Raw genomic sequence first — 26,825 nt, forward strand, 5'->3', positions numbered from 1 at the left:
GTCGGCACGGTCACGTGCGCGACGCTCAGAGACCGATCGTGTCCGCGAGGCCGTCGACGTGCGCGCGGAGGAATGCTTCGTGATCGCTCAGCGTATTCGCCGCGTACTGGCCGAAGGCGTCGAACAGGATGGCGCCGATGACTGCCGACCACAATCCGTAGACCCGGGAGATATTGCCCACCGGCATGTCGAAACCATACGTCTGCCGCAATCGCTCCATATCGGCACGGACGGTTCGGCTGAGCTGCGCGTCGATCGTCTTCAGCTTGCCCGCACGCCAAGCGTCTTCGGCCAGTCCGCCGAGAGCGAGAGCAAGTCGTGTGCCCGGCTCCGCGGTCTGGTGGCCCGGAGCCGCGTAGCCGGGCACTGGTGTGCCGTAGAGCAGGGCGAACCTGGACGACTCACGGACGGCCCAGGCGCGCGCCGCGAGCACCGCCGCTTCGAGCCGCTTCCGGTGGGACCGGCGGGACGCTGCCGCGAGGGCCGCATCGACCTCGTCGGCCAGATCGTCGTAGGCGTCGACGATCAGCAAGGTGATGAGGGCTTCGCGGTCGCGGACGTAGCGATAGAGCGCCGAGGGAACGACTCCGAGGTCCCGGGCCACGGCGCGTAGCGAAAGGTCGGCCGGAAGTACCGTGGTCAGGTGCTCGCGGCCCACGCGCACGATGTCGCGCATCATCTGTTCGCGCGCCGCTTGCCGTGGAGTGACCATGTACCCAACCGTACTGTCGTGGCCGCGGGCTGACCGGCGTGGCGTTCGCGGTCGGACGGCTCGTTCATGACTCGGAGCGCGTTCGCCGAGGCGTTCCCAAGCCGGAGGACTCGCCACGATTCCCACCCGCGGCAGACGCCGTAGGCCAAGATCGTGGACGAGGCGACCCAGGAGTCGCTGATCGAGGCCTGCATGCCCTCGTCGGTGTGCAGGATGGTGAGGGCGAGCACCGTTGCCGCGACCTTGTGGAAGATCACCAGTTCCCAGATCGCCGGAACCTGGCGCGGCCGGAACGCGAGCATCGCCCACATCGCGCTGAACACGAAGTATCCGAAGGTCCGCCACCCCTCCACCATCAAGCGGTCGTCGCTCGCGTCCGCCATCAGGAAGAACCCGTTGACGAACACCGCGAAGGTGATCGCGGAGTTGAGGGCCATCAGGCCGCGGCCGATGCGGTCCCAACGCCGGGACGGGGTACTGCGGACCGAAGTGGTTGCCGTGGTCACGATGAACGTCCTTCCGAGGAGGCGAACACAAAGCGAGAACACCGTTCTCGCCATGGAGGACTGCGGCGCACCCTCGACGCGAAGTAAAGAACAGTGTTCTCGATTTGCTCGCGCACGGACGCGGGGCGCGCGGTTTGCGCGGTCCGCGCGGGAGACCTTGCGCGGATCGTGCACCCGTGTCACCGTGACCCTTCAGGCCCCCAAGTCGCCGTTCCCTCCTGCGCTCAACGGGTTCGACGCGGCGCTCACCCGCATCGGCGGCGGCCTTCCACGCCCGAAGGAGCCTCTCAGTGAACTCCCCCGCTCCCCCGCTCGTCCTCGGCACGATGACCTTCGGCGACACCGTCGACCGAGCCGGGGCCGCGACCATGCTGGACATCGCGCTCGACGCCGGGGTGACGGAAGTCGACACCGCCAACGCCTACGCCGGCGGCGTCACCGAGACGATGCTCGGCGAGCTGCTGACCCCGGCCCGCCGCGCCCGGGTGACCGTGGCCACCAAGGCGGGGATGCCGCACCCGGACGCGGGCGGCCACGCACCGCTGTCGCCCGCCGGACTCCGCGGCGCGCTCGAGGGCAGTCTGCGGCGGCTCCGCGCCGAGCACGTGGACCTGTTCTACCTGCACCAGCCGGACCGTTCCGTGCCGATCGAGGAAACCCTCGGCACGGTGGCCGAGTTCGCCGCCGAGGGGAAGATCCGCGCGCTGGGCGTCTCCAACTACTCCGCCTGGCGGATCGCCGAACTCACGCACGCCGCCGAGCGGATCGGCGCCCCGCGCCCCGGCGTAGCCCAGCAGCTCTACAACCTGCTGGCCCGCCGCGTCGAGGAGGAGTACCGCGAGTACGCGGTCACCCGCGGCTTGCGCACCGTGGTCTACAACCCGCTCGGCGGCGGCCTGCTGACCGGCCGCCACCGTCTCGGCCGGGAGCCCGCCGCGGGGCGGTTCGCGGACTCGCGGCTGGCACCGATGTACCGCGAACGGTATTGGCACCCGGGCCTGTTCGAGGCCGTGACGCGGCTGGCGCGGATCGCCGAGGAGGCGGGCCTGCCGCCGGCCGAGCTGTCGCTGCGGTGGCTGCTCGGCCGCGAGGGGGTGGACGCGGTGCTGCTCGGCGCCTCCCGGGTGGAGCACCTGCGCGCCAATCTGGCGGCCGCCCACGCCGGGCCGCTGCCGGACGAGGTGACCGCCGCCTGCGACGCGGTGGGCGCCGACCTGCGCGGCCCGATGCCCGCCTACCACCGCTGACCGGGGTCGGCTCGCCGTCCAGGCGCCGCTGCCGCCCGCGGTGAATCCACGGGCGGCAGCGGCCCGTTCAGGCGCGCGGCCCGACGCCCTCCAGGGGGAACGAGCGGTTCCACTCGCGCACCCACCGGTGGCCGAAGCCGTCCTCGTCGTTCAGCCTGCTGGTCCTGGGGTCGAACCGGCCGGTCTCCGGGTCGAACGAGACCTCGCCAGGCTCGCCGACCGAGACGCGGACCTCGTCGAAGCCCGGGTTGAACGTGGCGATCGTCAACCCATCGGCGTCGTCGGTGTAGGCGAAGTCGCCGGTGTCGATGAGGACCGAACGGGTCAGTTCGTTGTGCGCGGGCACGTACACCGAGTCCGGGTCCTCCCACACCTCCGCACGGGTGCACTCCTCGGTGCCGATCTCGGTACATGGCTCGCCCGCGGAGTCCGCGGGCACGTACCAGTCCCTGATGTTGGGGTACTGGCGCTCGTAGTGGCGGTACCACCGCTCCACGTTCTCGGCGGTGTTGGTGAATCCGCTGCCGTCGCCGACCCGCAGCATGTCGTTGAAGCGCTCGATGACGACCTTGGCGTTGGGGACCGGCAGCCGCTCGCCGCCCTCGTGGTAGAGCTTGTCGTGGCCGCTGAAGCGGACGCCGAGGAAGACGTTGTCCGAGGCGACGTTGCTGTGGCCCGCGTTGTAGAAAAGGCCGTGTTCGACCTCGGCGAAGTAGTTGTGGTGGATGACCATTCCGGACATGCCGTCGTCCATGTAGATGGCCTGGTTGTTTCCGGCGACCTCGCCGAAGTAGTTGTGCGAGATCTCGTTGTTCAGATACGTGTAGTCCCGGCCCGAGTAGATGACCCCCTGGTCCGAGGCGTTGGTGACCAGGCGCTCGAACCGGTTGTGGCTGACCACCATGTCGTTGCCCATGATCTGGACCGCCATGTGTGGCGCGTCGTGGACATGGTTGCGGCGGAAGGTGTTGCCCACCCCGTACAGGTAGCCGGCCGGGGTGTAGGTGGCCAGTTTCGAGAAGTTGTAGATCTCGTTGTGCTCGACCACGTTGTTTCCGCGCTCCAGGGTGTCCCGGTCGCCGCCGGCGACGAACACCCCGCCGCCGCCCAGGTCGTGCAGGGTGCTGTCCACGACCCGGTTGTTGTGCCCGCCGCGGCTCGTGGTGTACTCGGCGACCGCCGTGATGGCGTCGCTGGCCTCGCCGATCTGCACCGCGTCCAGGCTGACGTTGCGGATCACCATCCCCTTGAGCGTGCAGGATTCCGCGTCCAGCAGTCGAACGCCGCTGCTCGTCGAGCCGTTGAGCGTAATGCCGTCCAGCGTCACGCCGGTGACGCCCTCCAGCACGAAGAAGGGCTGGTCGAACGCGGTGAGCGTGATGTCCTTGTCCGCGACCGTGCCGCCCGGCGGGTAGTAGTAGAGCACGTCGGCGCCGTTGTACCGGTCGATGTAGTACTCGCCCTCGGTGTCCAGCTCGCTCAGCAGGTTCTGCGCGACGAACGACGTCCACTTGTCGGTGGCGGCGTACATGGTCGGGTAGGTGGTGCGGATGTTCCAGCCGGCCGCCTCTCCCCCGTCGTCGATGCCCTCGGCACCGACCGAGTAGATGCGGACCCGGTCGTTGCCGTAGTTGTTGCCGAAGTAGCCCGCCAGCCAGCCGTCGGTCTCGTGGACGCCGGTGTCGATGGGGCGCTCCGGCTGGTTCGTCACCGACTCCTCGGGCAGATCGGCCGGCGGCGCCCAGGAGGCGTAACGGTCGGCGATCTCGGGGCTGTCCACCCGGTAGACCGGGCCGGGGAGCTTCAGCATCTCCTCGTAGGGCAGGGTGGTGCCGTCTGGCGTCTTGTCCGAGAAGTGGTCGCGGGCACCCTCGAACGCGGCGGCCACGCCGAGGGCCGAACTGTCGAGCACCGCGTCGCCGTTGGGGTACTGGGCGAGGGTCTGGGCGGCGTCGTCGGCCACCAGTTCCGGCGCGAACGGCCGGGCCTGCCAGTTGAACCCGTTCTTGTTGATGGAGCCGGTCGGTATGCCCTCGGCGCCCAGGTCGTACACGTACACCTGGTCGTACACCGCGTCCTGGACACGGGAGCGCGAGGACAGGCGCGGGTCGTCGCCGGTGACCTCGGTCAGCGGCCGGAAGTTGTCGACCGGCAGCGTCCTGGCGCCCGTGAACTCCACCTCCTCGCCGCGGTAGGCGGCGTAGGTGACATGGGAGTTCTCCCGTCCGGTCAGCTCGACGGTCTCGGAGGTCTCGTAGACGCCGCCGCGGAGGTAGACCGTGCCGCGGTGGCGCGCGTCGGTACGGCCGGCCAGCGCGTCCCTGGCCTCCTCCACCGTGCCGAACGGGTCGTCCAGCGTCCCCGCGGCACCGTCCCGGCCGTCGGGGGCGACGTACACGGTCGGCCCGGACGGTCCGGGCTCGCCCGGCGCCGCGGCGGCGCCCGGTGGTGCCGCCGCGGCGGCGAACAGCAGGGCGGTCACGAGCACCCCGGCCGTGCGCCGGCCGCGGCTCCCCACGTGTCTTGGCATGATCCGACCCCTCTCGTCACACGTCATACATGTGCTCTTGTGGTGAGGGACCGTATCCGCGCGCATGACCGATTTCAACCGTCGTGCACGGGGTAGTTGGGCGGCGGGGCGGGCCGGGCGCGGCCCGTCAGGGCTCCTCGGGGCGGCGGCGCGCCCAGGAGTGGGTGATGTGCTCGCGCATGGCCTGGGCCGCACCCTCGGCGTCGCCGGCGAGGATGCGGTCGTGCACGCGGGTGTGCGCGAGGTGCGTCAACTCCAGCTCCGCGCGGGTGGGGTTGCCGCTGTACTGCGAGGTGTGCAGGGCCCGGCCCTGGAGGCTGGAGACGATGGCGCGGCCGAAGGTGTCCCCGGAGACGCGGTGGATGTAGTCGTGGAAGGCGATGTCGGCGCTCGCGTACGCCCCCGCGTCGTCCAGGAGCGCGGCGAGCGCGCGCAGGTGCGCGCCGAGTTGCGCCGCCTCCTCCTTGGTGATGCGACGCGCCGCCTCGGCCGCCATCGGGCACTCCAGCGTGATGCGGATCTGGATCAGATTGTCCAGATAGCGCAGGCGGTCGGCACGCTGGAACAGCGCGTCCAGGATCTGAGGGTCGAGCAGGCTCCAGTGACTCTGGTCGAGCACGATCGTCCCCCAGCCCTGCCGGGCGGTGACCAGACCCTTCTCGGCGAGTGCCGTGATCGCCTCACGCACCACCGTGCGGCTGACCTGGTACATCTCACACAACATCCCGGTGGGCGGCAGCGCCGTTCCGCTCGGGTACTCCTCCGTCACGATGGCCGTGGTGAGGCTCTGCACCACACCGGCGGCCAGCGGCGGCCGGTGCCGAGGCGGCGGGGGCGACGACTTCGGGGCCGGGTGCCGTGAGCTCATCGAGGTTCTCCGTTGTTTCCGGGGCCCCGCCGTGCCCCGCCGTGCGGGGCGCGGCGGCCGTCACGCAAGGGAGTTGCGGAACCTCGTACAGAAGTTGCCAGACTACCGCACCACCAACAGGTCAGTCGTATGATAAGTTACGTGTCGCTTCCGCAGGGATGCCCCGTGGGACCGCGCACGTTCGCCGCACGTACCGGCCGCACCGCGTGCCGCCGTCGGCCGTCACCGCCTCCCTGCCGCCCGCGGTCCGCACGGCACACAAGGAGCAGAGTCGATGAAGATCACGGGCTACCGCAGCCTCAGGACCATCCACCGCTGGGGCCGGCCGGTCGGCGACGCGAACGGCTTCCTCTCCGGCGGGGTCACCGAGGTCCCCGTCGTCCTGCTGGAGACCGACGGCGGGCTCACCGGGGTCGGCCTCGGCGCCCACGGCGACGTGGCGCGGGTCTTCCCCGCCGTCGAGGGCGCGGACCCCAGGGCCGTCACCACCCTCTACGACCGCATGCTGGCCTACGTCTTCAAGAGCGGCCACGGCGGCACGACGTTCGGCACCATCGGTGCCCTCGACATGGCGCTGTGGGACCTCAAGGCCAAGATGGCGGACGAGGCCCTGTGGCGCACGCTGGGCGCCCAGGACCGTTTCGTGCCCGGGTACGCCTCGGGACTGGAGATCGCGCTCGGCGACGAGGCGCTGCTCGCCTTCTACGAGCAGTGGGCCGCCCGCGGTTTCACCGGCGCCAAGATCAAGGGCGGCCTGGACGCGGACCGGGACATCGAACGCCTGACGTCCGTCACCGGGCTGCTGAGCCGCAACACCCGGCGCCCGGCCGTGATGCTCGACGTCAACGAGAGCTGGGGCAGGCACCAGGCGGTGCGGCTGCTCGCCCGCATCGAGGAGCGCGTCGACCTGACGTGGATCGAGGAGCCGGTGCGCCGCTGGGACGTCCCAGGGCACCGCGCCGTGGCCCGCGCGGCGCGGGCGGCCGTCGCCTCGGGCGAGAACCTGACCGGTCTTGAGCAGTTCTGGCCGCTGCTCACCGCCGACGCGGTCGGTGTCGTGCAGACCGCGAGCACGTGGGGTGTCACCCACTTCCTGCGCGTGGCCGCCCTCGCCCTCGGCCGCGACCTGCCGGTCAGCCCCGTCGGCTACAACGCCAACCCCCTCGCGCACGCCGCCGCCGCCGTGCCCAACCACCTGGTGACCGAGGTGCAGGACCTCGGCTTCCCCGTGGGCCTCACCGTCGACCAGACCATCGAGGACGGCGGTATCGTCCTCGGGGACGGGCCCGGCCTCGGGATCACCGTGGACGAGGCGGCCATCGCCGAGACGGCCGGGCTTCAGGACGCCGACTGGTCGCACCCGGCCGGGCCGCACGTGCGGCCCGCCGACGCCGGTCTCCGGCTCGTTCCCACCGCTCTCGACCCCAGCACGACGGGGCTCGCGACATGAGCGCGCGGGCGCTCCGCGCCACCTTCGCCATGCGGCCGGTCACCCTGCCCGGCCGGCTCTTCGACGCCGGGGCCCTCGCGGAGCTGCGCGCCGCCGTCGACCTCGATCCCGCACATGTCCTCACCGAGTACGACTCCCCCGCCGCCCGCGAGGCGCTGGCCGCCACCGACGTGCTCATCGCCGGCTGGGACGCCCCCGTGCTCAGCCCCGGGCACGCGCGGTTCGCCCCCCGGCTGCGCGCGATCGTCTACGCCGGCGGCGTCGCCGCCGGCTGCGTGGCGGACCCGGCCGCCCTGGCCGCCCGCGGTGTCGTCGCCGCCAACGTCCGCGCGGCCAACGCGGTACCCGTGGCGGAGTACACGCTCGCCATGATCCTGCTCGCCAACAAGCGCGCCTTCGAGGCCGAGCGCCTGCACCGCGAACGGCGCGGCCCGCTCGACCGGGAGCGCGAGCTGACCGACGCGGGCAACTACCGGCGCACGGTGGGCATCGTCGGGGCCTCGTGCACCGGGCGGGCCGTGATCCGGCTGCTGCGCCCGTTCGACCTGCGCCTGATGTGCTACAGCCCCGAGCTCACCGAGCCGATGGCGGCCGGCCTCGGTGTCGAACGCGCCACGCTCGACGAGGTGATGCGCCGGGGCGACGTGGTCTCGCTGCACCAGCCGCTCACCGCCCAGACGGCCGGGCAGATCGACGCGCGGCGCCTCGCCCTGCTCCGGGACGGCGCGACGCTCGTCAACACCGCCCGCGGCGGCGTGGTGGACCACGCCGCGCTCCTCGCCGAGCTGCGAACGGGCCGCGTCAGCGCGGTGCTCGACGTCACCGACCCCGAGCCGCTGCCCGCCGACAGCGAGCTGTGGGACCTGCCCAACGTCCGGCTGACCCCGCATATCGCCGGTTCGATGGGCGGCGAGCTGCACCGGCTCGGCGCGGCCGTGGCCGCCGAGGTCGGCCGTTTCGCGGCGGGCCGCCCCTTCGCGAACCCGGAGGAGCTGGCATGAACGTCACAGGGCCCCTGCCCTCGCGGCGGCTGCGCGGCGGCCTGCGCCTGACCGAACTCGGCTTCGGTGCGGCCCAGTTGGGCAACCTGCACCGGGAGACGAGCGACGCGGACGCGGAAGGGGCGGTCGCCGCCGCGTGGGACGCCGGCATCAGGTACTTCGACACGGCCCCGCACTACGGCCTCGGCCTGTCCGAGCGGCGCCTCGGCGCGGCGCTCGCCGGCCGCCCGCGGGCGGAGTTCATGGTCTCCACCAAGGTCGGCCGCCTGCTGGTGCCGAACCCCGGGGCCGCGCGCCGGGCGGACGACGGCGGCTTCGCCGTGCCCGCGGACCTCCGCCGGGTCTGGGACTTCAGCCGCGACGGTGTGCTGCGTTCCCTGGAGGGCAGCCTCGAACGGCTCGGCCTCGACCGGGTGGACATCGTCTACCTGCACGACCCGGACGACCACGGCGAGCAGGCCGCGACCAGCGGCGTGGACACCCTGGTCGAGCTGCGCGACCAGGGCGTGGTCGGGGCGATCGGCGCCGGCATGAACCAGTCCGCCATGCTCGCCGAGCTCGTCCGGCGCTGCGACCTGGACCTCGTCATGCTCGCCGGCCGCTACACCCTGCTCGACCAGCGGGCCCTGGACGACCTGCTGCCGCTGGCCGAGGAGCGGGGGGTCGGCGTCGTCGCCGCCGGGGTCTACAACTCCGGCCTGCTCAGCCGCGACCGGCCCGCGCCCGGCGCCACCTACGACTACCTGCCCGCCCCCGCCGCGCTCGTCGCCAGGGCCCACACGCTGGCCGACCGGTGCGAACGGCACGGCACCACCCTGCCCGCCGCCGCCGTCGCCTACCCGCTGCGGCACCGGGCCGTCGTCTCGGTCGTGCTCGGCGCCCGCGACGCGCGGCAGAGCGCGGCCAACGCGGAACGCTACCGGTCCTGGCCGCCCGAGGAGCTGTGGGCGGATCTCGCCCAGGATGGGCTCGTGCCCGACATCACCGGCGCCCCCGCGGAGAGGGCCACCGAGAATGGCTCCGCCAGCCGTACCCGGAATCACCAAGGACCTGCCGCATGACCGCACCCACGTACTCCGACCGCCCGAAGTCCCCCGAGGACCGGGCCGTGCCCGACACCGCCTCGCTCGCCAGGTGGCTGGCCACCTGGGTCACCGGCGACGGCGCGATCAACGGCTTCCACAACCACAGCGTGTGGGGGACCAACCCGGCCAGCTTCCTGGACTTCACCAGCGGCCACGCCGCGTTCTCCGCCCCCGCGCTCGGTGCCCTCGCCCAGGCGCTGGCCCGCCACGAGGACGAACGGGGCTTGAAGCTGTGGCGCACGATGATGCGCTACCAGTCGCAGGCCCTCCAGCCCGACGGCCAGTACCGGCACATCGGCTTCCAGGTCGGCGAGTCCGCCACCTCGGGCCTCATCCACAACGCCGTCGGCAGCCTCGGCCTGCTGCTCGGCCTGCGGCACGCCGGGCACCTGCTGGGCGCCGGGGAACGCGCGGACATCCTCGCCACGGTCCGCCGCAACCTCGACGCCTGCGAGATCTACGGCGGCGGGCGCCCCGGGGAGTCGGGCACCTGCAACCAGGAGTACGCCCGGGTCTGGGTCAAGCTGCTCTACACCGAGCTGTCCGGCGACGCCGCGTTCGCCAAGCAGATTCCCGAGGACCTCGACAGCCTCATCGACCTCTTCCACCACCGCGGTGTCCCCGACGCGGACTGCACCGGTGCCTTCCGCACCACCGCGGACCGCCGCTCCGGCGGCATCCTGGAACCGGCCGAGTACTACGGCCTGATGACGGCGCCCCTGGTGCTCGCATACCGCGTCTACGGCGAGGAGCGCTACCTCACGGAGGCGCGCCGGCTCTGCCGCCACGTCGCCAGGTCGGCCTGGCGGGACGCCGAGGACCACACCCGCTACCACAGGTACTGGTACGTGACGGGCGGCCGGGCCCACCGCACCGACACCCCCATGCTGATCGCCGGCATGGGACTGACGCTCCACGGTGTTCAGGAGGTGCTGCGGGAGGGCGACGACCCGGAGCTGGCCGACTTCGCCGCCCGCTGCCTGAGCACCTACGCCAGGTACCAGACACCCGCCGGTTACTTCGCCTCCGCGACCGGCTGGCACAACGAGGCCGACGTCGCGCCGAGCACCGCCTGGCACGCGCACGACCTGCTGTTCCTCGTGGACCGGCTCGGCACGGAACCCGGCTTCTGGGACGGCGTGTTCACCGCCTACGACCGGCAGTCCGTGCTGCTGAGCGACCGGGCCGTGTGGGCCGAGGACGGGGTCCACTGGTGCGTGCGCAGCCCGCTGACCGCGGGGGATCTGCACCTCTACGGGCGCAAGGACCGGGCCACCTTCGCCCGCGAGTTCTTCGCCTGGACCGACCGCGAGGAGCTGCCCGAGGACCTCAGGTACCCGGCGGCGCCGACGTTCTTCGTCGCCAACGACGGCGTCTACCGCGTGGACCGCGGCGAGCGCCCGACCGATGTCTCGGTCCTCGGCCCCCTGCTCTACCGGGGCACCATCTGACCCTCTACTTCCCTCTGTGTACTAGGAGACAACGATGTCAGCACTGAGATGGGGGCGCGGCCGCGCCGCCCTGGCGGCGGGCGCCGTCTCGCTGCTCACCCTGGCGGGCTGCGGCAACGGCGGTTCCTCCGGCGGCAACGCCGACGGGGAGGTCGGCGGCGAGGTCCGGATGCTGGTGAACCTCACGCCCAACCTCGACCAGTCCTACTGGGAGGAGTTGGTCGCGCCCTTCGAGGAGGCGACCGGCGTGTCGGTCGAGATCGAGGCACCCACCGGGAGCAGCGTCGCCGAATCGTTCCCCCAGCAGCTCGCCGCGGGCACCGCCCCCGACGTCATCCAGTCCATATTCCCCGACGACGACACGCTGCCCCAGCTGGTCGACCTCAGCGACCTGCCCTGGACCGAGGGCACGCCGATGGTCGACGACTACGCCATCGACGGCAGTCGCTACGTCGTCGGCGTCGGCTCGCAGACCCAGTCCCTCGTCTTCTACAACAAGACCGCCTTCGAGGAGGCCGGGATCGCCGAGCCCCCCGCCACCTGGGCGGAGTTCACGGAGGCGCTCGGCCTGCTCGACGAGGCCGGGTACACGCCGCTGCAGACCGCCGGCCAGTTCCAGACCGGGCTCCAGCTCCAGCAGCTTTACCATCCCACCCTCAACACCGTCCACCCGCGCTGGCAGACCTCCGTCGCCGACGAGGAGTTGTCCGCGGGCGAGGCGTACCTGCCGATGTTCCAGCACTACGCCGACTGGCTGGAGGCCGGCTACATCGCCCAGGACGACGTCGGGCTCGACCCCGCCGCGGCCGACGGCGCCTTCCTCGAAGGCACCGTGGGCCTTTACCCGCAGGGCAGTTGGTTCGCCACCACCCTCAAGGCCGGCGGCGAGCCGCCGTTCGAGGTCGGGGTCTTCTCGCCGCCGGTGGACGAGGGCCAGGAGCACCCCGGCCCGCAGGGTGCCACGATGGCGTACCCCTACATGATCAACGCGGCCTCCGGCAACATCTCCTCGGCGCAGGCCCTGGTCGAGTACCTCGTCACCGACGAGGCCGCGATCCAGTCCCAGCTGACCGCCGACGGCGTCTTCCGGCAGGGCGCCGAGACGGCCGACGACCCGGTGCTCGCCCAGGTGCAGGCCATCCTCGACGAGGCGCCAGGGCTGGTCGCCGTCGGCGAGGGTTTCGGCGACACCCGGCTCCCGGTCACCGGCTTCAACCCCAAGTTCACCGAGATCGTCCAGGGCCTCTACACCGGGCAGAGCCCGCAGGAGGCCGCCGACGCCCTCGACGACTGGGTCAGCGAGAACCGCTGATCATGGCCAGGACGCTGACCAAGACCGTCCCGGAGCGCGCCGCGGCGGCTCCGGCCGAGGCGGCAGGCCCCGCGGCACGCCGGGGTCGCCGGGGATGGCGGGGGTGGCGCGACGCCGGTGCGCGCCTCACCATGGTCGCCCCCGCGCTCGTGCTCTACGTGGGCCTGCTCGTCGTCCCCGTCGGCTACGCCGTCTACTACAGCTTCACGGACTACAACGGCTTTCCCAACCAGATCCCCGAGTTCATCGGCTGGGAGAACTACCAGCGGGTCTTCCAGTCGGCCGACATCACCGACTCGATGGTCGTCACCGGCACGATCGCGCTCGTCGGCGCCATCCTCGTCAACGCCGCCGCGCTGGGCCTGGCGCTGCTGCTCCAGCGGACCGGCGGGTTCACCACCTTCGGCCGGGTGGTGATGTTCTACCCGCACGTCCTCAGCGCCCTGGTCGTCGGCTTCCTCTGGCAGGCGATACTGGGCCCGCAGGGCGTGGTCAACACCATGCTGGAGAAGGCCGGGCGCTCCTCGATGCCCTTCCTCTCCGACCCGACGTGGGCGCTGTGGACCCTGATCTTCGTGATCTCCTGGTCCCTGTTCGGCGTGCAGCTCGTGCTCTACCTGGCCGGGCTCCAGACCGTCCCCGCCGACCTCGTCGAGGCGGCCAGGATCGACGGCGCCGGACGCTGGCAGACCTTCCGGGCCGTCACCTGGCCCGCCCTCGCGCCCACGTTCAGCGTCGCCCTCATCACCTCGGGCATCTCGCTGCTGAAGACCTACGACGTCGTCGTCTCCCTCACCGGCGGCGGGCCGGCGGGATCGACGCAGACCCTGGCCTACTCGATCCTCGCCGTGTCCTTCCCCGGGCGGCAGATCGGCCTCGCCTCGGCGGAGGCCGTCGTGCTCATCATCGCCGCCGCGATCCTCGCCTTCACGGTGCTCGCGCTCAGGCGGCGTGCGGAAGAAGGGGCGGAATCCATCGGATGACTCGCTCGTCACGTCCGGCGACCGCGCTGCGCGTCGGATTCCTCGGCGTCCTGTGCCTCTTCATGCTGATCCCGCTCTACCTGCTGGTGATCAACGCGTTCAAGAGCCAGCAGGACATCCTCACCAACCCGTTCACCATCGACCTCTCCCGGGCCACCACCGAATACCTCGGCGCCGCCTGGAACAGTCCCGAGTTCAGCATCCCCAAGGGCTACGCCATCACGCTGGGGCTCCTGGTCTGCGTCAACGTGCTCTCCATCGGGCTCTGCGTGCCCGCCGCGCACGTGCTGGCCAGGACCCCGAGGCCGCTGTTCCGCGCCATCCTGATGTTCTTCGTGGCCGGCATGTTCATCCCTACGCAGGTGATCCTCATCCCGGTCATCTTCGTGCTGCGCGGCCTCGGCCTGATGAGCACCTTTCCCGGGCTCGTGCTCTTCATGACGGCGACCACCGTGCCGTTCACCCTGTTCGTCTTCACCGGCTTCGTGCGGGTGCTGCCGCGCGCGCTGGACGAGGCGGCGGCCATCGACGGCGCGGGCCGCCACTACACGGTGTGGCGGATCATCTTCCCGCTGATGCGGCCGATCGTCGCCACCGCGTTCATCCTCAACTCCCTCAGCGTCTGGAACGACTTCGCCAGCCCGCAGGTCATCCTCGGCCCCGGCAGCGGCATCTACACGGTCACCACGGGGGTCTACGCCGCGGTCGGCCAGTACTCGGCGGACTACACGAAGGTGTTCCCGACGCTGCTGCTCGCCGTCATCCCGATCCTGGCCATCTTCGTGGCGACCCAGCGCCACCTGATGCGCGGCCTGGCCGCCGGTTCGGTCAAGGGCTGACCGCCGCGGGCCCCGCCCCTCGTCCGTCCGTTCGTCCCCGGCGCCACGCCCCGAGCCGCTACTGGAGGTACTTCCGCCGTGAGCCACGAGACCACCCGCTCCCCCGCCACCGGAGGCCGCCGATGACCGCCGCACTCGTCACCGGGGCCGGCGGCGGCCTCGGCCGTGCCGTCGCCGTGCGGCTCGCCGGCGACGGTTACGACGTCGCCGCCGTCGACATCGACCCCGCGGCCCTGGCCGCCACCGCCGAGGCCGTCGAACGGGCCGGCGCGCGCGCCCTGCCGCTCGCCGCCGACCTGGCCGACCCGGCCGCCGCCGCGGCCGCCGTGGAGCGCGCCCGCGCGGCGCTCGGCGTCCCCGGGGCCCTGGTCAACAACGCCGCGATCTACCCGGCCACCCCGTTCCTCGACGTCGAACTCGCCGAGTACGACCGCGTGGTGGCCGTCAACCAGCGCGCCTACTGGGTCGTGGCCCAGTCGGTCGCCCGCCTCATGGCGGAGGCGGGCGGCGGCGCCATCGTCAACGTCGCCTCCATCACCATGCACGGCGGCTGGTCGGACCTGGCCGCCTACGTCTCCACGAAGGGTGCCGCCACCGCGCTCACCCGGGCGCTCGCCCGGGAACTGGGCCCGCACGGGGTCCGGGTCAACGCCGTGTCACCCGGCGCGTTCCCCACCGCGGCCGAGGAGATCCACCCCGACCCGGAGGGCTACCGGCGTTTCGTGCTTGACCGGCAGGCCCTCAAACGACGCGGCAGGCCCGAGGAACTGGCCGCGGCCGTCGCCTTCCTGCTCGGCCCCGACGCCTCGTTCGTCACCGGTCAGTGCCTTGAGGTCAACGGAGGGTGGGTGATGGCATGAGGATCGCCGGACGCGACCTGGACCGCGCCGCGCTCGAACGCCGCGCGGGTGACCTCTCCGCCGCGGGCGGCATCCGGGCCGTCGTGCTCGACGACGGTGCCGAACGCGGCATCCGCGCACTGGAGTTCAGAACCGGCGGCGGACTGGCCTTCGACGTTCTCGTGGACCGGGCCATGGATCTGGGCACCGCCGAGTACCGGGGGCACGGCTTCGGCTGGCGCTCGGCCACCGGCTTCCGCCACCCGGGCCTGCACGAGTACGGCGACGAGAACGGCCTCTCGCTCATGCGCAGCTTCTCCGGGCTGCTGGTCACCGCGGGCCTCGACCACACCCTGTTCACCGCCGAGGTGGACGCCTCGCAGTACCGCTACCCGCACCGCGCCACCGTGTGGAACGGGCTCCACGGCCGCGTCGCCCACACCCCCGCCCGGCTGCACGGCTACGGCGAACGGTGGACCGACGACGGCCGGTGCGTGCTGTGGGCGGAGGGCGAGGTGCGGCAGGCGGCCGTCTTCGCCGAACACCTGCGGCTGACCCGGCGGATCGAGGCCGACCTCGGCGGCAGCGAGATCCGGCTGACCGACACCGTGCGCAACGCCGGATTCGACCCGACGCCGCACATGTACCTCTACCACATCAACGTCGGCTGGCCCCTGCTGGACGAGGGCGCGCGCTGGGAGCTGCCCGCGGCCCGTACCCTGTGGCGTTCCGACAGCGTCGCGGAGCAGGGCGTCTCGCACCTGGTCATGCCCGCGCCGCTGCCGGGGTTCGTCGAGCAGGTCTACGAGCACGAACTCGTCCCAGACGGCGCGGGTCGCGCACAGCCGAGGCTGGTCAACGAGCGGCTGGGGCTGTTCTTCGAACTCGACTACGACACCCGTGAGTTCCCCGCGTTCTTCCAGTGGCTGCACCTGCGCGAGGGCGCCTACGCCGTCGGGATGGAGCCCTCCACGCACCACGTCGCGGGCGAGGAGGCGGCCCGCGCCGACGGGTCCATGACCTTCCTGGCCCCCGGCGAGGAGCGCCGCTACCACACCGTCTTCCGGATCGGCGAGCTGTGAACGGCCAGGCGGGCGGGGCGGCGGAGCGATGACGGCCTACCGCGGACTGACCTGGGACCACCCGCGGGGCACCGAGGCGCTGCGGCGGGCCGCGGCCGGCTTCTCCGCGCCGCCCTCGCCCGCCGCACGCCACGGGGACACCCTCACCTGGGACGCGCAGCCCCTCGAAGGCTTCGAATCGCACCCGATCACCGACCTCTGCGCCCGCTACGACCTCGTCGTCCTGGACCATCCGCACCTCGGCGACGCCCTGGCGGGCGGGGCGCTCACGCCACTGTCCGCGCTGTTCGGCCCCGAGGTCATCGCCGAGTGGCGCGCGACCACGGTCGGCGCCTCGGCTGACTCCTACACCGCCGCCGGCGAACTGTGGGCGCTCCCGCTCGACACGGCCACGCAGGTGGCCGCGGCACACCGGGCGACGGTGCCGGAACTGCCCACCACCTGGGAGCAGGTGACCGCGCTCGCCGCCGAGCGGCCCGTCGTGCTCTCGCTCGCCGGTCCGCACGCGCTGCTCACCTTCTTCTCGCTCTGCTGCGCACTCGGCGAGCCGCCCGACCCCGCGCCCGCCTCCGGCCTGGTCCCGCGCGACACCGCGCTCGCGGCGCTGGAGCTGATGCGGGACCTGACCCGCCGCGCCGACCCCGCGACGTTCGGCCTCAACCCCATCGGCCTGCTCGGCCTGCTCGCCGCGGGCCGCGCGGCCTACTGCCCGTTCGTCTACGGGTACGCCAGCTACGCGGCACGCGCGGCGGGCGCGCCGGTACGCTTCGGCGACGTGCCGCGGCTGGCACCCGGCGGGCCGCTCGGCTCCACGCTCGGCGGTACCGGGCTCGCCGTGACCCGCCGCACCGAGGTCTCCCCCGCGCTCGCCCGCCACCTGAGCTGGCTGCTGTCGGCCGGGGCGCAACGCACCTACCTGCCCGAGCGGTTGGCGCAGCCCTCGCGCCGGGAGGCGTGGCGGGACCCGGCGCTCGACGCGGCGTTCTCCGGTTTCTACTCCGGCACCCTCGCCACCACCGAGGGCGCCTGGGTCAGGCCCCGCCACGCCGGCTACCCGGCCTTCCAGACCGCCGCCTCCGCCGTACTGCGGGCGGCGGCGACCGGCGCCTCGTCACCGGCGGACGCGTTCGCCGAGACCGTCCGGCTGCACCGCGCCCTGACCCTCTGACCCATATCCCCGCACCCCCGCATCCCCGCATCCCCGTCCGAGGAGCCCCCCGCCATGGAGAGCACAGTCGAGGAGATCCGCCTGACGCTGCACGACCGCGTCGCGCTCATCACCCTCAACAGGCCCGAGAAGCTGAACGCGGTCACCGCCGCCATGTCCGCCGAGCTGACCCGGCTCGCCGACCGGTGCAACGCCGCCGACGAGGTGCGGGCCGTGGTGCTCACCGGGGCCGGCGAACGCGCCTTCTGCGCCGGCTCCGACATCGGCGAACTCGACGCCTACGCCACCCCCTGGGACTTCCGCAACCGTTCCGACTACTGCGACTCGTTGCGCCGCCTGCGCAAGCCCGTCATCGCCGCGGTCAACGGGCTCGCGCTCGGCGGCGGTCTGGAGACCGCCCTCGCCTGCGATATCAGGATCGCCTCCGCCACCGCCCGGTTCGGCGCCCCGGAGATCAAGCTGGGCTGGATCGGCGGCGGCGGCGTCTCCGCGCAGCTGCGGGCCTCGATCGGGGCGAGCAACGCCGCCCTCATGCTGCTGACCGGCGACCCGATCGACGCCGCGACGGCCGAGCGCCGGCTGCTGGTCAGCGAGGTGACCGAACCGTCCGAACTCCTCGACCGCGCCCTGGAGATCGCCTCGACCATCGCCGCCCGCGCCCCCATCGCCGCCGAGACCGCCAAGGCCAACCTGCACGCGGCGGCCAGCGTCCCCCTCGACCAGGCGCTGGAGCGCGAACGCGACCTCCAGGCCGTCTGCTTCGCCACCGAGGACGCCGCGGAAGGCCGCGCCGCCTTCCTGGCAAAGCGCCCCCCGCACTTCCACCGCAGATAACGCCTCCGCCTCGGCCGGTCCGTCGGCCGTTGCCTGGGCTTCTGCTCGCCTACCCTTGGCAGCATGGGCCTCGGTGCTGATCTCCGTCGGCTGCGCCGCCTTGCGGGACTCACACAGGAGACCTTGGCCGACCGTGCCGGCGTGTCCGTTGATGTCGTCAAGAAGCTGGAACAAGGGCGGAAGACATCAGCCCGCCTGCCGACCCTCCATGCTCTTGCCGCCGGTCTGGGCGTCGAGCTGACGGCGTTGCTGGGCGAGCCGCCCGCAGTGGCCGATGGGGCGCTAGGCCCTGTCCTGCCGATCTTGCCGGGCCCACGACGCCAGCTACGGCACCTCGCTGCGTTACCGAATCGCGCGAATACGGCCAAGTATGAGCTGCGATCCGGTGCCTTGCGATGCACCGCATCTGGGGGCACCTCCCGGACGGAGTCTGGGGGAGCCGCGGGCTGATCCGACAAGATCGACAGGACAGGACCTAGTCGACTCGCCTCAGCTCGTGGCTACGTGCTCTGCCGACGCCGGATCTCGAAGCCCAGGTCCAGGGCGGGGACGGCGGGGGACTCGCCGCGCATCCGTTGCAGCAGCAGTGCCGCGGCCTCCCGGCCGATCCTGGCGTTCGGCAGGGACACCGTGGTCAGCCCGGGGCGGACCACGCGGGAGAGTTCGAAGTCGCCGAAGCCGGTGACGGCCACGTCCTCCGGCACCCGCACGCCGGCGCTCCCGGCCGCGAGCAGGGCGCCGCAGGCGAGCACGTCCGTGGAGAAGACCAGCACGTCCGCCGCCGGGTGCGCCCGGCGGGCGGCGTCGAGCAGCCGCGCTCCCGACTCCAGGGTGAGCGGGTACTCGGAGGCGTCCACGACGCGGGGCTCGCGTCCCGGCCGGAACGCGTCCACCGCCCGCCGGAACCCCGCCAGCCGGCGCAGCGAGCGGTGGTCGCCCGCCAGCAGCGAGCCCACGAAGCACGGCTCGCGGTACCCGGACTCGTGCAGGGAGGACACCATCGCGTGCATGGCCCGCTCGTTGGAGAAGCCGACGAGCGTGTCCACCGGACTGTCCGTCCAGTCCCAGGTCTCCACCACGGGCACCCCGGCCGTGCGGAGCATCGCCACCGTGCTGCGCCGATGCACCGTTCCCGTCAGGCAGATGCCGTCCGGGCGCCTGCCGAGCAGCGAGCGGATGAGGTCTTCCTCCCGCTCGTCGTCGTAGTCGGTGTAGCCGAGCAGCAGTTGGTAGCCCTCCGGGGAGAGCACCGCGGAGAGCCCGGTCAGGGTTTCGGAGAACAGCTCGCTGCCCAGCGCGGGGATGACCGTGGCGACGATCTTGCTGCGGTTGGAGGCCAGGTTGCGGGCGGCGAGGTTGGGTACGTACCCGCTCTCCCGGATCGCGGCCTCCACCCGCTCCCGGGTGTGCGGCGCGACCTCGTCGGGAATCCGCAGCACGCGGGAGACCGTCTGCGAGGAGACGCCGGCGCGCGCGGCCACGTCCCGCAGGGTGACCGAACGCGTCGAGGCCCGCCGGGGCCCCGCCGCTGGACCGCTTCCCATCCGCCCTGCCTCCCCGTCTGCCGTGCCGCACCGCGCGGCCGGGGCAACTGTACGCAGCCGACGGCCCGTCGGGCGGACGGCCGCCCTCTATGTTAGCGCTGCCGTTAGCGCTATCATCGCTCTCCACAGGCCCCAAATGGTGTGAGGTGTGGCATGGGAGTGCTCGACGGCATCCGCGTCCTGGACCTGTCCATCGCGATGTCCGGCCCGTTCGCGGCGATGAAGCTCGCCGATCTGGGAGCGGACGTGATCAAGGTCGAGCCCGTCGGCGGCGAGTGGCAGCGACGCGCCGCGGCGGGCGGCGCGCGCGGCCGGGAGGTCAACGCCTCGTTCCTGTCGCTGAACCGCAACAAGCGCAGCCTGTCCGTTGACCTCAAATCGCCCGGCGGGCTCGCCGCCCTGCGCGAGCTGGTGAAGACCGCGGACGTCTTCCTGCAGAACTACCGGCCCGGGGTGGCGCGGCGGCTCGGCGTTGACTACGAGACCCTGCGGGAGCTGCGGCCCGATCTGGTGTACGTGTCGATCTCCGGGTACGGCGAGAGCGGGCCGTACGCCGCACGTCCCGGCCAGGACCTGCTGCTCCAGGCGATGAGCGGTGCCCTCTTCAGCGCCGGCGCGCCCGGCCGGGCGCCCACCGCCGCGCCGTACTTCCTGGTGGACGCGTTCGCCGCCTACTCCGCGTTCGAGGGTGCGCTCGCCGCGCTGTTCCACCGGCAGCGCACGGGTGAGGGGCAGCTCGTGCGGGTCAACATGCTGGACGCGATCATCTGCGCGCAGATGCAGGAGATCACGGTCCGCACGGTCGGCGGCGTGCCGCAGACCCGGGGCGAGGGCATCCACGCGCACAGCTACATCCGCGCCCCCTACGGCATCTACCCGACCGCGGACGGCTACCTGGCGCTGTCGTTCGCCGAACCGGCCGTGCTGGCCGAGCTGTTCGGCGAGCCGCGGCTCGCCCCTTTCGAGGCGGAGCGCGACGGGTTCACCCGGCGCGAGGAGATCTCCGCCCTGGTCGAGGAGCACTTGGGGCGCGAGACCACCGGGCACTGGCTTGAGGTGCTCGGCGGGGCGGGGGTGTGGTGCGGGCCGGTCCACTCCTACGAGGACCTGCTCACCGATCCCCAGGTGGTGCACAACGGATCGTTCGTCAGCTACGAGCACCCCACGGAGGGGCAGGTGACCACGCCGGGCTTCCCCTTCGACCTGAGCGCGAGCCCGCAGTCGGTGGCGCGCCCGGCGCCGGTGAACGGCCAGCACTCCCGGGAGGTCCTGCGCGACCTCGGCCTGAGCGAGGAGGCGGTGGAGGGGCTGATAGCGAACGGCGCGGTCTTCGCCGCGGGCTGAGCGCGGCGGGGCGTCGCGCTCGTGCGTGGCGCCCCGGGCCCTCATTCGATCCGCAGGACCTGGACGTACGGGGTCGGCGGCTCGGGCGGCAGCGTGACCCGCAGCCCGTCGGCGCGCAGGTCGAACGGGAGCGGCCCGCCGCCGAGCAGCGCGATCCGCCGCGGCGGGCGCGGCAGGTGCCCCGCGTCCGTGCCGAGGCTGGTGAGCAGGGCCGTACCGTCCGCGGGCCAGGCCATGAGGAACGCGTACAGCGTCTCGCCCCGGCGGGTGAAGCGCACGTCCCGCGGGGTGTAGGGCAGCGACCGTTCGCGGGCCTTGGCACCGTCCACGCGGGTGGGGCCCTCACCGTGCACGTGCCAGGGCCGGGTGCCGAAGACGGCTTCGCCGCAGACGTCCGTCCAGCCACCGATGCCGTCCAGCACGGCCCCCGTCTCCTCGTCGACGGTCCCGTCGGGCAGCTGCGGCACGTTGAGCAGCAGGCAGCCGTTCTTGCTGACCGTGTCGACGAGCAGGTGCACGATCTCGCCTGCGGTCTTGTAGCGTTCGCCGGCGCTGTAGAACCAGTCGCCGATGCTGGTGTCGTACTGCCAGGGCGCCGGGTCGGTCTCGCCGAGCTGGTGCCGCTCGACGTCCAGGAGCACCGCGCCCCGGTCCTCGTCAGGGACGGTCTTGACGCTCACCGCGCCCTCGGGCACGGCGTTGTAGTAGGCGGCGAGGAACTCCAGGCCGCGCGGGCTCGGCGGCACCGCGGGGCAGACGCTGCCCTCGTCGAACGGCAGCCGGGCGTCGTCGAGATAGACCAGCTCGGGCGCGTACCGCTCGGTGACCTCGCGCAGCCGGGCGTAGTAGTTGTCGACGAAGTCCGCGCGCGGCGGGTCGCCGGGGCGGCGCGGCGGGCCGTAGAGCGCCCGCGGATCGAGGCCGTCCCACCAGGTGCCCCGGCCGTCCTCGGCGGTGAGGTGCCCGTCGTACGGTTCGCCCGCCCGCGGCCCCTCGGCGTCGGCGGCGAACGCGGCGTCCAGCCAGCGCCAGGTCCACGAGCCGGCGTGCATGCTCAGCCCGAAGCGCAGCCCGGCGCCGCGGGCCGCCGCCGCCCACCGGCCCACGATGTCGCTGCGCGGGCCGACGTTGACCGCGTTCCACGGCTGGTGGGTGGAGTCCCACAGGTCGAAGTTGTCGCAGTGCGCGGCCAGCGAGACGAAGTAGCGCGCCCCGGCGCGCCGGAAGCGGTCCATCAGCGCCTCGGGGTCGAACCTCTCGGCGCGCCACAGCCGGCACAGGTCCTTGTGCCCGAACCGGGCGGGGTGGCCGAAGTGGGCGCGGTGGTGCGCGGCCTGGCGGCGGGAGCGCTTCTGCTCGAAGCCTTCGGTGCCCTCGTAGGGCCCGTACAGGTGGCGGGCGTACCAGTCGCCGGCCATGGCGACCGACTGCGGGCCCCAGTGCGACCAGATGCCGAACTTGGCGTCCGCGAACCACTCGGGGACGCGGTGGCCGCGCAGCGAGGGCCAGTTGGCCTCGTACGGGCCGGAGCGGGCGGTGGTGCTCATGGTGTCCCTTCCGTCGCCTGTCCCGTGCTGTGCGCGTGCCGCGAACGGTTCACCCGACCGCCGCCCACAGCAGCTTCTGGGCCGCGATCGCGTCCTGCCGTTCCTGCGCGTCGCGCAGCGCGTCGACGTCGATCCGTTCGCACGCCGCGTCCAGCCGGCGGATGGTCTCGATGCTGTGGGACAGGGCGGCGACGGGGTCCTCGCGGAAGGGGAACTGGTCGAGCAGCACGGGCTGGTCCCAGCCGACGCGGCGCAGGGCGAGGAGGAACTCCAGGGTCTCGAAGAGGTGCACGGACGCGACGGGCAGGTCGTCGTCCCAGCCCCGCCAGTTGTCGTTGAGCTCGGCGGAGACCAGGCGGCCCTGCCGGTGGACGAGTTGCAGGGCCTCGGCGGGGGTCTCCCCGGCCATCAGCGAGTGGCCGAAGTCCAGCACGATACCGACGTTGTCGACTCCGGCGTCCTGGATGGCCAGCAGGGTCGTGGCCGCGTTGCCGAGAGTGATGCGGACCCGGGGCTCCTTGGGCTTGTACTCGATGGCGAACTGCGTCTCCGGGTGGGCGGTGGCCAGTTCGCGGATCGCGTCCACGGTCAGCTCCCACAGCCGGGCGTAGTCGGCCTGCCCCGGCATGTCGAAGCCGTCCTGGCCCGGCCAGAACTTCACGTATCCGGCGCCCAGTTCCGCGGCGACCCCGACGGCGGCGTGCACCCGGTCGCGCGCGGCGCGGCGCACGGCGGGGTCGGGGTTGGTGAAGGCGCCGCGGGTGAACTCGCGGGTGTAGAGGTGCGGGGTCACCGCGCGGGCCCGCAGGCCGAGCCCGTCGAGCAGGGCGGCCACCGAAGCGGCGGAGAGATCCGGTTCGTCGAAGGGGTGGTTGATGTCGAGGTGGTCCAGGCCGTCCACCTGGGCGGCCAGTTCGAGCATGGCCCTGGTCGAGCGCTCCGGCCCGTAGCCGTCGGTGGCGTACCGGTCGACGATCCGGCCGAACGCCCAGATTCCCGCTCCGAAGACGAGGTTCGCCATGGTGTGCTCCTGACTGTGTGGGTGGGTGGGGGTGTCTAGGGCACGTCGCTCGGCAGCCGTGCGCGGCGGACGGCGTCGCGCCAGCGCGCGAGGTGTGCGGCGCGCCAGGCGGCGTCCCGCCGGGGCCGGGCGAGGGTCGTGTCCCGCTCCGCGTGGCGCCGCACGTCCGCGTCCGTCCACAGGCCGAGCGCGACTCCGGCGAGGCGGGCGGCGCCGAGCGCCGAGTTCTCGGGATGCGCGCTGACCCGTACCTGGCAGCCGCAGAGGTCGGCCTGGAGCCGCATGAGCGCGGCGTTCGCGCTCGCTCCGCCGTCGGCGTGCAGGACGCGCTGCGGGCCGAGGGCGCGTTCGAACAGGCGGAGGGTCTCCGCGACCTGGAACGCCGTCGAGTCGAGCGCGGCCCGCGCGAAGTCGGCCCGGGTGGTGGCCTGGGTGAAGCCGGTGAACACCGCCGTGGCCCGGCGGTCCCAGTAGGGGGCGCCCAGGCCCTCGAAGGCCGGCACCAGAACGGCCGTGGTCTCCCCGGCCTCCTCGGCCAGCGCGGCGAGCCCGCGTTCGTCGGTGCCCAGCAGTCGCGCGGCCCAGCGCACGGCGGTGCCGGCGGCGGCGATGTTGGCCTCGAACGCGAGGGCGGGGCCGGTGCCGGGCAGCTGCCAGGCGACCGTTCGGGCCAGTCCCTCGGGTACGGGCCCGGAATCCGTTCCGGCGGGGGCCAGGGCCATCAGCGAGGAGCCGCTGCCGTAGGTGGCCTTGACCAGGCCGGGGCGGCCGGCGCCGTGCGCGAACAGGGCGGCGTGCGAGTCGGCGAGCACGGCGGCGAGCGGCGTGCCGGGACGCACGCCGGGCAACCCGTCGGCGCTCCCGAACGGCCCGGTGGACGGGACCGGTTCCGGCAGCGCGGCCCGTTCCACGCCGAACACGTCGAGCAGGTGGGGGTCCCAGGCGCCGGTGGCCAGGTCGAGCAGCTGTGTTCTGGAGGCGTTGCCGATCTCCATCACGTCGCGGCCTGTGATGCGGCGCAGCAGCCAGGCGTCCACCGTGCCCACCCGGATGCGGCCGGAACGGGCCGCGCGGCGGCCGGGGTCCAGCTCGTCCAGCAGGGCGGCGGCCTTGGTGGCGGAGAACATCGGGTCAACGGGCAGGCCGGTCCTCGCGGTGATCTCCCGGCCCTCGGCCCCCGCCGCCAGCCGCGCGCAGCGCGCCGCGCCCCTGCGGTCCTGCCAGCTGACCAGCGGGCCGAGCGGCTCGCCGGTGTCCGCCCGCCAGGCGAGCACCGATTCGCGCTGGGTGCTGAGCGCGACGGCCGCGAGCTCCGTGCCCGGCCGCCCGGCGAGTGCCGTGAGTGCCTCGCCCGCGGCCGCCACCACGCTCGCCCAGATCTCCGCCGGGTCCTGCTCCACCCGCCCCGGGCCCGGGTGGGCCAGCGCCAGCGGGCGCGCGGCGGTGGCGCGCACGACGCCGTCCGCGTCCACCAGCACCGCCTTGGTGCTGGACGTCCCCTGGTCGAGGGCGAGGACGGCGGGCGACTTCACGGGCCGCGCCCGAGGAGGTCGAGTGCGGCCCGTTCGGCCGCGGCGGCGGTGATGTGGAAGTGCTCGTGGAGGAAGCGCGCGTCGCCGGTGGGGGCGAACACGCCGGGCACGCCGAGGATGCGCATGGGCACGGGCAGGTGGGTGACCACGGTTTCCGCGATCGCGCCGCCGAGCCCGCCGCGCACGGTGTGCTCCTCCATGGTGACGATGCCGCCGGTGTGCTCGGCGGCGTCGCGCACGGCCCGTTCGTCCAGCGGGCTGACGGTGGACATGTTGAGCACGCGGGCGGAGACGCCCCGCAGGGCGAGCCGGTCGGCCGCCTGGGTCAGGAGGGAGACCGTGGTGCCCAGGCCCACCAGCGTCACGTCGTCGCCCCGGCGCAGCACGGCTGCGCGGCCGGGCTCGAACGGGACATGGGGGGTGAGCGCGGGCACCGGGGTGCGGCCGATGCGCAGGAAGACGGGCCCGTCGTGGGCGTGCGCCCAGCGCACCGCCTCGGCGGTCTCGGCCGGGTCGGCCGGGACCACGACGGTGAGGTCCGCGAGGGCGCGCAGCCAGGCCAGGTCCTCGATGCTGTGGTGGGTGGGGCCCAGCTGGCCGTAGGCGAGGCCGGGGCTCATGCCGCACAGCTTCACGTTGGCCCGCGAGTACGCCACATCGGCCTTGATCTGCTCCAGCGCCCGGCCGGTGAGGAACGGGGAGGCGGCGCAGACGAAGGGAATCCGTCCGCCGCCCGCCAGACCGGCGCCCACCCCGACCATGGTCTGCTCGGCGATGCCGACGTTGACGAGCCGGTCCGGGTGGCGGGCGGCGAACTCCTTCAGGTTGCTGGAGCCGACGGAGTCGTTGCACACGGCCACCACCCGCGGGTCGGCGGCGGCCAGTTCGAGCAGCGTGTCGGCGAACGCCACCCGGCAGTCGTACGCCGGCGGGCTCGCGGTGGCCTCGGCGGGCTCCGAGGCGGGGGCGGCGGTCATCCCTGCAACTCCTCCATGGCGCGCCGGGCTTCGTCGGCGTTCGGTACCCGGTGGTGCCACTCGACCCGGTCGGCCATGAAGGACACCCCGCGGCCCTTCTGCGTCACCGCGATGAGGCAGCGGGGCCGTCCGGGCGGCGCGGGTGCGCCCAACTCGCGGCGCAGGGCCTCGTGGTCGTGGCCGTCCACGGTGCGGACGGTGAAGCCGAACGCCTCCCACTTGGCGGGCAGCGGCTCGAGAGCCGAGGTCTCCTCGGTGCGGGCACCCTGCTGCAGTCCGTTCCGGTCGACGACGACCGTCAGGTTGTCGAGGCCGTGCTGGGCGGCGGTCAGCGCCGCTTCCCAGTTGCTGCCCTCCTGCAGCTCACCGTCGCCGGTGAGGACGAACGTGCGGCGCGGGCTGCCGTCGAGCCGGGCGGCGATGGCCGAGCCGACGGCGAAGGGCAGGCCGTGGCCCAGCGGCCCGGTGTTGGTCTCCACGCCGGGGATCTTGCGGCAGTCCGGATGGCCGTTGAGCGGGGAGAGCGGCGCCATGTAGGTGTCAAGATCGGCGTCGGCGAAGAAGCCAGCGTACGAGAGCGTGGCATAAAGGGCGCCCGAACCGTGGCCCTTGCTCTGGATGAAACGGTCGCGCTCCGGCAGCCGCGGGCGCTCCGGGTCGCAGTCGAGGACCAGCAGGTAGAGGACGGTCAGGATGTCGACGGCGGAGAAGTCGCCGCCCACGTGGCCCATGCCCGCGCGGAGGATCATCTCCAGGTCTCGCCTGCGGATCGCCGCGGCGATACCGGCGAGCCGGGTTCTGCGCTCCGCCACGGGGGCCTCGATCAACGACCGGCGCAGCTCGCGCAGTTGGCGCGCGCTGCCCGGAACGGGCCTCAGTGTCATCGACGACACCACGTCAACAGGGTCATCTGAATATCCATTCAGCTATGAATGTTGATTCACCATAAGCTA

General features: G+C 72.8%; 23 protein-coding genes and 1 pseudogene. 14 read left to right on the forward strand and 10 right to left on the reverse strand.

The genetic code is table 11. The annotated features are described in order from the left end of the window. Positions 1–25 precede the first annotated feature (25 nt). The gene (locus RM779_RS19125) at positions 26–712 is read right to left on the reverse strand and encodes a TetR/AcrR family transcriptional regulator (protein ID WP_311618945.1); all 687 of its coding nucleotides are present in this window, start codon (positions 710–712) and stop codon (positions 26–28) included. Further along, a complete protein-coding gene (locus tag RM779_RS19130) occupies positions 676–1,218 on the reverse strand; it encodes a hypothetical protein (RefSeq protein ID WP_311618946.1) in 543 nt (180 codons plus the stop codon). Before RM779_RS19130 ends, RM779_RS19125 begins: the two co-directional genes overlap by 37 nt. Positions 1,219–1,508: 290 nt before the next feature. Here RM779_RS19130 and RM779_RS19135 point away from each other — a divergent pair, with 290 nt between their 5' ends. After that, the gene (locus RM779_RS19135) at positions 1,509–2,465 is read left to right on the forward strand and encodes an aldo/keto reductase (protein ID WP_311618947.1); all 957 of its coding nucleotides are present in this window, start codon (positions 1,509–1,511) and stop codon (positions 2,463–2,465) included. A 67-nt stretch (positions 2,466–2,532) separates the two neighbouring features. Here RM779_RS19135 and RM779_RS19140 read toward each other — a convergent pair whose 3' ends face one another. Together RM779_RS19140 and RM779_RS19145 are read right to left on the reverse strand one after the other, a co-directional pair. Next, a complete protein-coding gene (locus RM779_RS19140) occupies positions 2,533–4,995 on the reverse strand; it encodes a right-handed parallel beta-helix repeat-containing protein (RefSeq protein WP_311618948.1) in 2,463 nt (820 codons plus the stop codon). A 127-nt stretch (positions 4,996–5,122) separates the two neighbouring features. Further along, positions 5,123–5,863 (reverse strand): FadR/GntR family transcriptional regulator, encoded by a 741-nt coding sequence (locus RM779_RS19145; RefSeq protein ID WP_311618949.1) that lies wholly within the window; start codon positions 5,861–5,863, stop codon positions 5,123–5,125. Positions 5,864–6,137: 274 nt separating this feature from the next. On the opposite strand from RM779_RS19145, the gene RM779_RS19150 reads away from it, so the two are divergent. The 12 genes and pseudogenes from RM779_RS19150 to RM779_RS19205 all read left to right on the forward strand — a co-directional run. Next, on the forward strand, positions 6,138–7,313 hold the full coding sequence (locus RM779_RS19150) for a mandelate racemase/muconate lactonizing enzyme family protein (RefSeq protein WP_311618950.1): 1,176 nt from the start codon (positions 6,138–6,140) through the stop codon (positions 7,311–7,313). After that, positions 7,310–8,314 carry a hydroxyacid dehydrogenase gene (locus tag RM779_RS19155; protein ID WP_311618951.1) on the forward strand — a complete coding sequence of 335 codons (1,005 nt, stop codon included), beginning with the start codon at positions 7,310–7,312 and terminating at the stop codon, positions 8,312–8,314. Before RM779_RS19150 ends, RM779_RS19155 begins: the two co-directional genes overlap by 4 nt. Next, complete coding sequence (locus RM779_RS19160) at positions 8,311–9,375, forward strand: aldo/keto reductase (RefSeq protein ID WP_311618952.1); 1,065 nt, start codon at positions 8,311–8,313, stop codon at positions 9,373–9,375. The genes RM779_RS19155 and RM779_RS19160 overlap by 4 nt, the downstream gene beginning before the upstream one ends. After that, complete coding sequence (locus RM779_RS19165; RefSeq protein WP_311618953.1) at positions 9,372–10,850, forward strand: hypothetical protein; 1,479 nt, start codon at positions 9,372–9,374, stop codon at positions 10,848–10,850. Before RM779_RS19160 ends, RM779_RS19165 begins: the two co-directional genes overlap by 4 nt. Before the next feature lie 34 nt (positions 10,851–10,884). Then, positions 10,885–12,162: an ABC transporter substrate-binding protein gene (locus RM779_RS19170; RefSeq protein ID WP_311618954.1), complete on the forward strand. Its 1,278-nt coding sequence runs from the start codon at positions 10,885–10,887 to the stop codon at positions 12,160–12,162. Between the two features lie 2 nt (positions 12,163–12,164). Beyond that, positions 12,165–13,145: a carbohydrate ABC transporter permease gene (locus RM779_RS19175; protein ID WP_311618955.1), complete on the forward strand. Its 981-nt coding sequence runs from the start codon at positions 12,165–12,167 to the stop codon at positions 13,143–13,145. Continuing rightward, positions 13,142–13,984, forward strand: a complete 843-nt coding sequence (locus RM779_RS19180; RefSeq protein WP_311618956.1) for a carbohydrate ABC transporter permease — start codon at positions 13,142–13,144, stop codon at positions 13,982–13,984. The genes RM779_RS19175 and RM779_RS19180 overlap by 4 nt, the downstream gene beginning before the upstream one ends. A 122-nt stretch (positions 13,985–14,106) precedes the next feature. Further along, the gene (locus RM779_RS19185; protein WP_311618957.1) at positions 14,107–14,844 is read left to right on the forward strand and encodes an SDR family NAD(P)-dependent oxidoreductase; all 738 of its coding nucleotides are present in this window, start codon (positions 14,107–14,109) and stop codon (positions 14,842–14,844) included. After that, positions 14,841–15,905, forward strand: a complete 1,065-nt coding sequence (locus tag RM779_RS19190) for an aldose 1-epimerase family protein (protein ID WP_311618958.1) — start codon at positions 14,841–14,843, stop codon at positions 15,903–15,905. Before RM779_RS19185 ends, RM779_RS19190 begins: the two co-directional genes overlap by 4 nt. A gap of 28 nt (positions 15,906–15,933) precedes the next feature. Further along, positions 15,934–17,073 carry a carbohydrate ABC transporter substrate-binding protein gene (locus RM779_RS19195; protein WP_311618959.1) on the forward strand — a complete coding sequence of 380 codons (1,140 nt, stop codon included), beginning with the start codon at positions 15,934–15,936 and terminating at the stop codon, positions 17,071–17,073. Positions 17,074–17,127: 54 nt separating this feature from the next. Further along, positions 17,128–17,907: an enoyl-CoA hydratase/isomerase family protein gene (locus RM779_RS19200; protein WP_311618960.1), complete on the forward strand. Its 780-nt coding sequence runs from the start codon at positions 17,128–17,130 to the stop codon at positions 17,905–17,907. A gap of 63 nt (positions 17,908–17,970) precedes the next feature. Further along, positions 17,971–18,222 (forward strand): annotated as a pseudogene (locus RM779_RS19205) (helix-turn-helix domain-containing protein); the annotation flags it as partial. 185 nt (positions 18,223–18,407) lie between these two features. Here the strand turns inward: RM779_RS19205 and RM779_RS19210 are convergent. Next, on the reverse strand, positions 18,408–19,451 hold the full coding sequence (locus RM779_RS19210) for a LacI family DNA-binding transcriptional regulator (protein ID WP_311618961.1): 1,044 nt from the start codon (positions 19,449–19,451) through the stop codon (positions 18,408–18,410). A gap of 153 nt (positions 19,452–19,604) precedes the next feature. Between RM779_RS19210 and RM779_RS19215 the strand changes: the two genes are divergently transcribed. Further along, positions 19,605–20,795: a CaiB/BaiF CoA transferase family protein gene (locus RM779_RS19215; RefSeq protein WP_311618962.1), complete on the forward strand. Its 1,191-nt coding sequence runs from the start codon at positions 19,605–19,607 to the stop codon at positions 20,793–20,795. 41 nt (positions 20,796–20,836) lie between these two features. On the opposite strand, the gene RM779_RS19220 is transcribed toward RM779_RS19215, so the two are convergent. Genes RM779_RS19220 through RM779_RS19240 form a run of 5 tightly spaced genes read right to left on the reverse strand, consistent with a single transcriptional unit; the run spans position 20,837 to position 26,756 of the window. Then, positions 20,837–22,342, reverse strand: a complete 1,506-nt coding sequence (locus tag RM779_RS19220; protein ID WP_311618963.1) for an alpha-L-fucosidase — start codon at positions 22,340–22,342, stop codon at positions 20,837–20,839. 49 nt (positions 22,343–22,391) lie between these two features. Then, complete coding sequence (locus tag RM779_RS19225) at positions 22,392–23,363, reverse strand: sugar phosphate isomerase/epimerase family protein (RefSeq protein ID WP_311618964.1); 972 nt, start codon at positions 23,361–23,363, stop codon at positions 22,392–22,394. Positions 23,364–23,398: 35 nt separating this feature from the next. Beyond that, entirely contained in the window at positions 23,399–24,895 is a 1,497-nt protein-coding gene (locus RM779_RS19230) for an FGGY family carbohydrate kinase (RefSeq protein ID WP_311618965.1), read from the reverse strand. Further along, entirely contained in the window at positions 24,892–25,872 is a 981-nt protein-coding gene (locus RM779_RS19235; protein WP_311618966.1) for a transketolase family protein, read from the reverse strand. The genes RM779_RS19230 and RM779_RS19235 overlap by 4 nt, the downstream gene beginning before the upstream one ends. Further along, the gene (locus RM779_RS19240; protein WP_311618967.1) at positions 25,869–26,756 is read right to left on the reverse strand and encodes a transketolase; all 888 of its coding nucleotides are present in this window, start codon (positions 26,754–26,756) and stop codon (positions 25,869–25,871) included. The genes RM779_RS19235 and RM779_RS19240 overlap by 4 nt, the downstream gene beginning before the upstream one ends. Positions 26,757–26,825 lie beyond the last annotated feature (69 nt).

This window comes from Streptomyces johnsoniae, assembly GCF_031845565.1.
Lineage (GTDB): Bacteria > Actinomycetota > Actinomycetes > Streptomycetales > Streptomycetaceae > Streptomyces > Streptomyces johnsoniae.

Bases quoted from the DNA above. Each gene is read 5' to 3' on its own strand.
- RM779_RS19215 (WP_311618962.1), top strand. From the start codon at position 19,605: ATGGGAGTGCTCGACGGCATCCGCGTCCTGGACCTGTCCATCGCGATG.
- RM779_RS19155 (WP_311618951.1), top strand. From the start codon at position 7,310: ATGAGCGCGCGGGCGCTCCGCGCCACCTTCGCCATGCGGCCGGTCACC.
- RM779_RS19150 (WP_311618950.1), top strand. From the start codon at position 6,138: ATGAAGATCACGGGCTACCGCAGCCTCAGGACCATCCACCGCTGGGGC.
- RM779_RS19220 (WP_311618963.1), bottom strand. From the start codon at position 22,342: ATGAGCACCACCGCCCGCTCCGGCCCGTACGAGGCCAACTGGCCCTCG.
- RM779_RS19165 (WP_311618953.1), top strand. From the start codon at position 9,372: ATGACCGCACCCACGTACTCCGACCGCCCGAAGTCCCCCGAGGACCGG.
- RM779_RS19190 (WP_311618958.1), top strand. From the start codon at position 14,841: ATGAGGATCGCCGGACGCGACCTGGACCGCGCCGCGCTCGAACGCCGC.
- RM779_RS19145 (WP_311618949.1), bottom strand. From the start codon at position 5,863: ATGAGCTCACGGCACCCGGCCCCGAAGTCGTCGCCCCCGCCGCCTCGG.
- RM779_RS19235 (WP_311618966.1), bottom strand. From the start codon at position 25,872: ATGACCGCCGCCCCCGCCTCGGAGCCCGCCGAGGCCACCGCGAGCCCG.
- RM779_RS19185 (WP_311618957.1), top strand. From the start codon at position 14,107: ATGACCGCCGCACTCGTCACCGGGGCCGGCGGCGGCCTCGGCCGTGCC.
- RM779_RS19240 (WP_311618967.1), bottom strand. From the start codon at position 26,756: ATGACACTGAGGCCCGTTCCGGGCAGCGCGCGCCAACTGCGCGAGCTG.
- RM779_RS19195 (WP_311618959.1), top strand. From the start codon at position 15,934: ATGACGGCCTACCGCGGACTGACCTGGGACCACCCGCGGGGCACCGAG.
- RM779_RS19140 (WP_311618948.1), bottom strand. From the start codon at position 4,995: ATGCCAAGACACGTGGGGAGCCGCGGCCGGCGCACGGCCGGGGTGCTC.
- RM779_RS19125 (WP_311618945.1), bottom strand. From the start codon at position 712: ATGGTCACTCCACGGCAAGCGGCGCGCGAACAGATGATGCGCGACATC.
- RM779_RS19175 (WP_311618955.1), top strand. From the start codon at position 12,165: ATGGCCAGGACGCTGACCAAGACCGTCCCGGAGCGCGCCGCGGCGGCT.
- RM779_RS19170 (WP_311618954.1), top strand. From the start codon at position 10,885: ATGTCAGCACTGAGATGGGGGCGCGGCCGCGCCGCCCTGGCGGCGGGC.
- RM779_RS19180 (WP_311618956.1), top strand. From the start codon at position 13,142: ATGACTCGCTCGTCACGTCCGGCGACCGCGCTGCGCGTCGGATTCCTC.
- RM779_RS19160 (WP_311618952.1), top strand. From the start codon at position 8,311: ATGAACGTCACAGGGCCCCTGCCCTCGCGGCGGCTGCGCGGCGGCCTG.
- RM779_RS19210 (WP_311618961.1), bottom strand. From the start codon at position 19,451: ATGGGAAGCGGTCCAGCGGCGGGGCCCCGGCGGGCCTCGACGCGTTCG.
- RM779_RS19200 (WP_311618960.1), top strand. From the start codon at position 17,128: ATGGAGAGCACAGTCGAGGAGATCCGCCTGACGCTGCACGACCGCGTC.
- RM779_RS19225 (WP_311618964.1), bottom strand. From the start codon at position 23,363: ATGGCGAACCTCGTCTTCGGAGCGGGAATCTGGGCGTTCGGCCGGATC.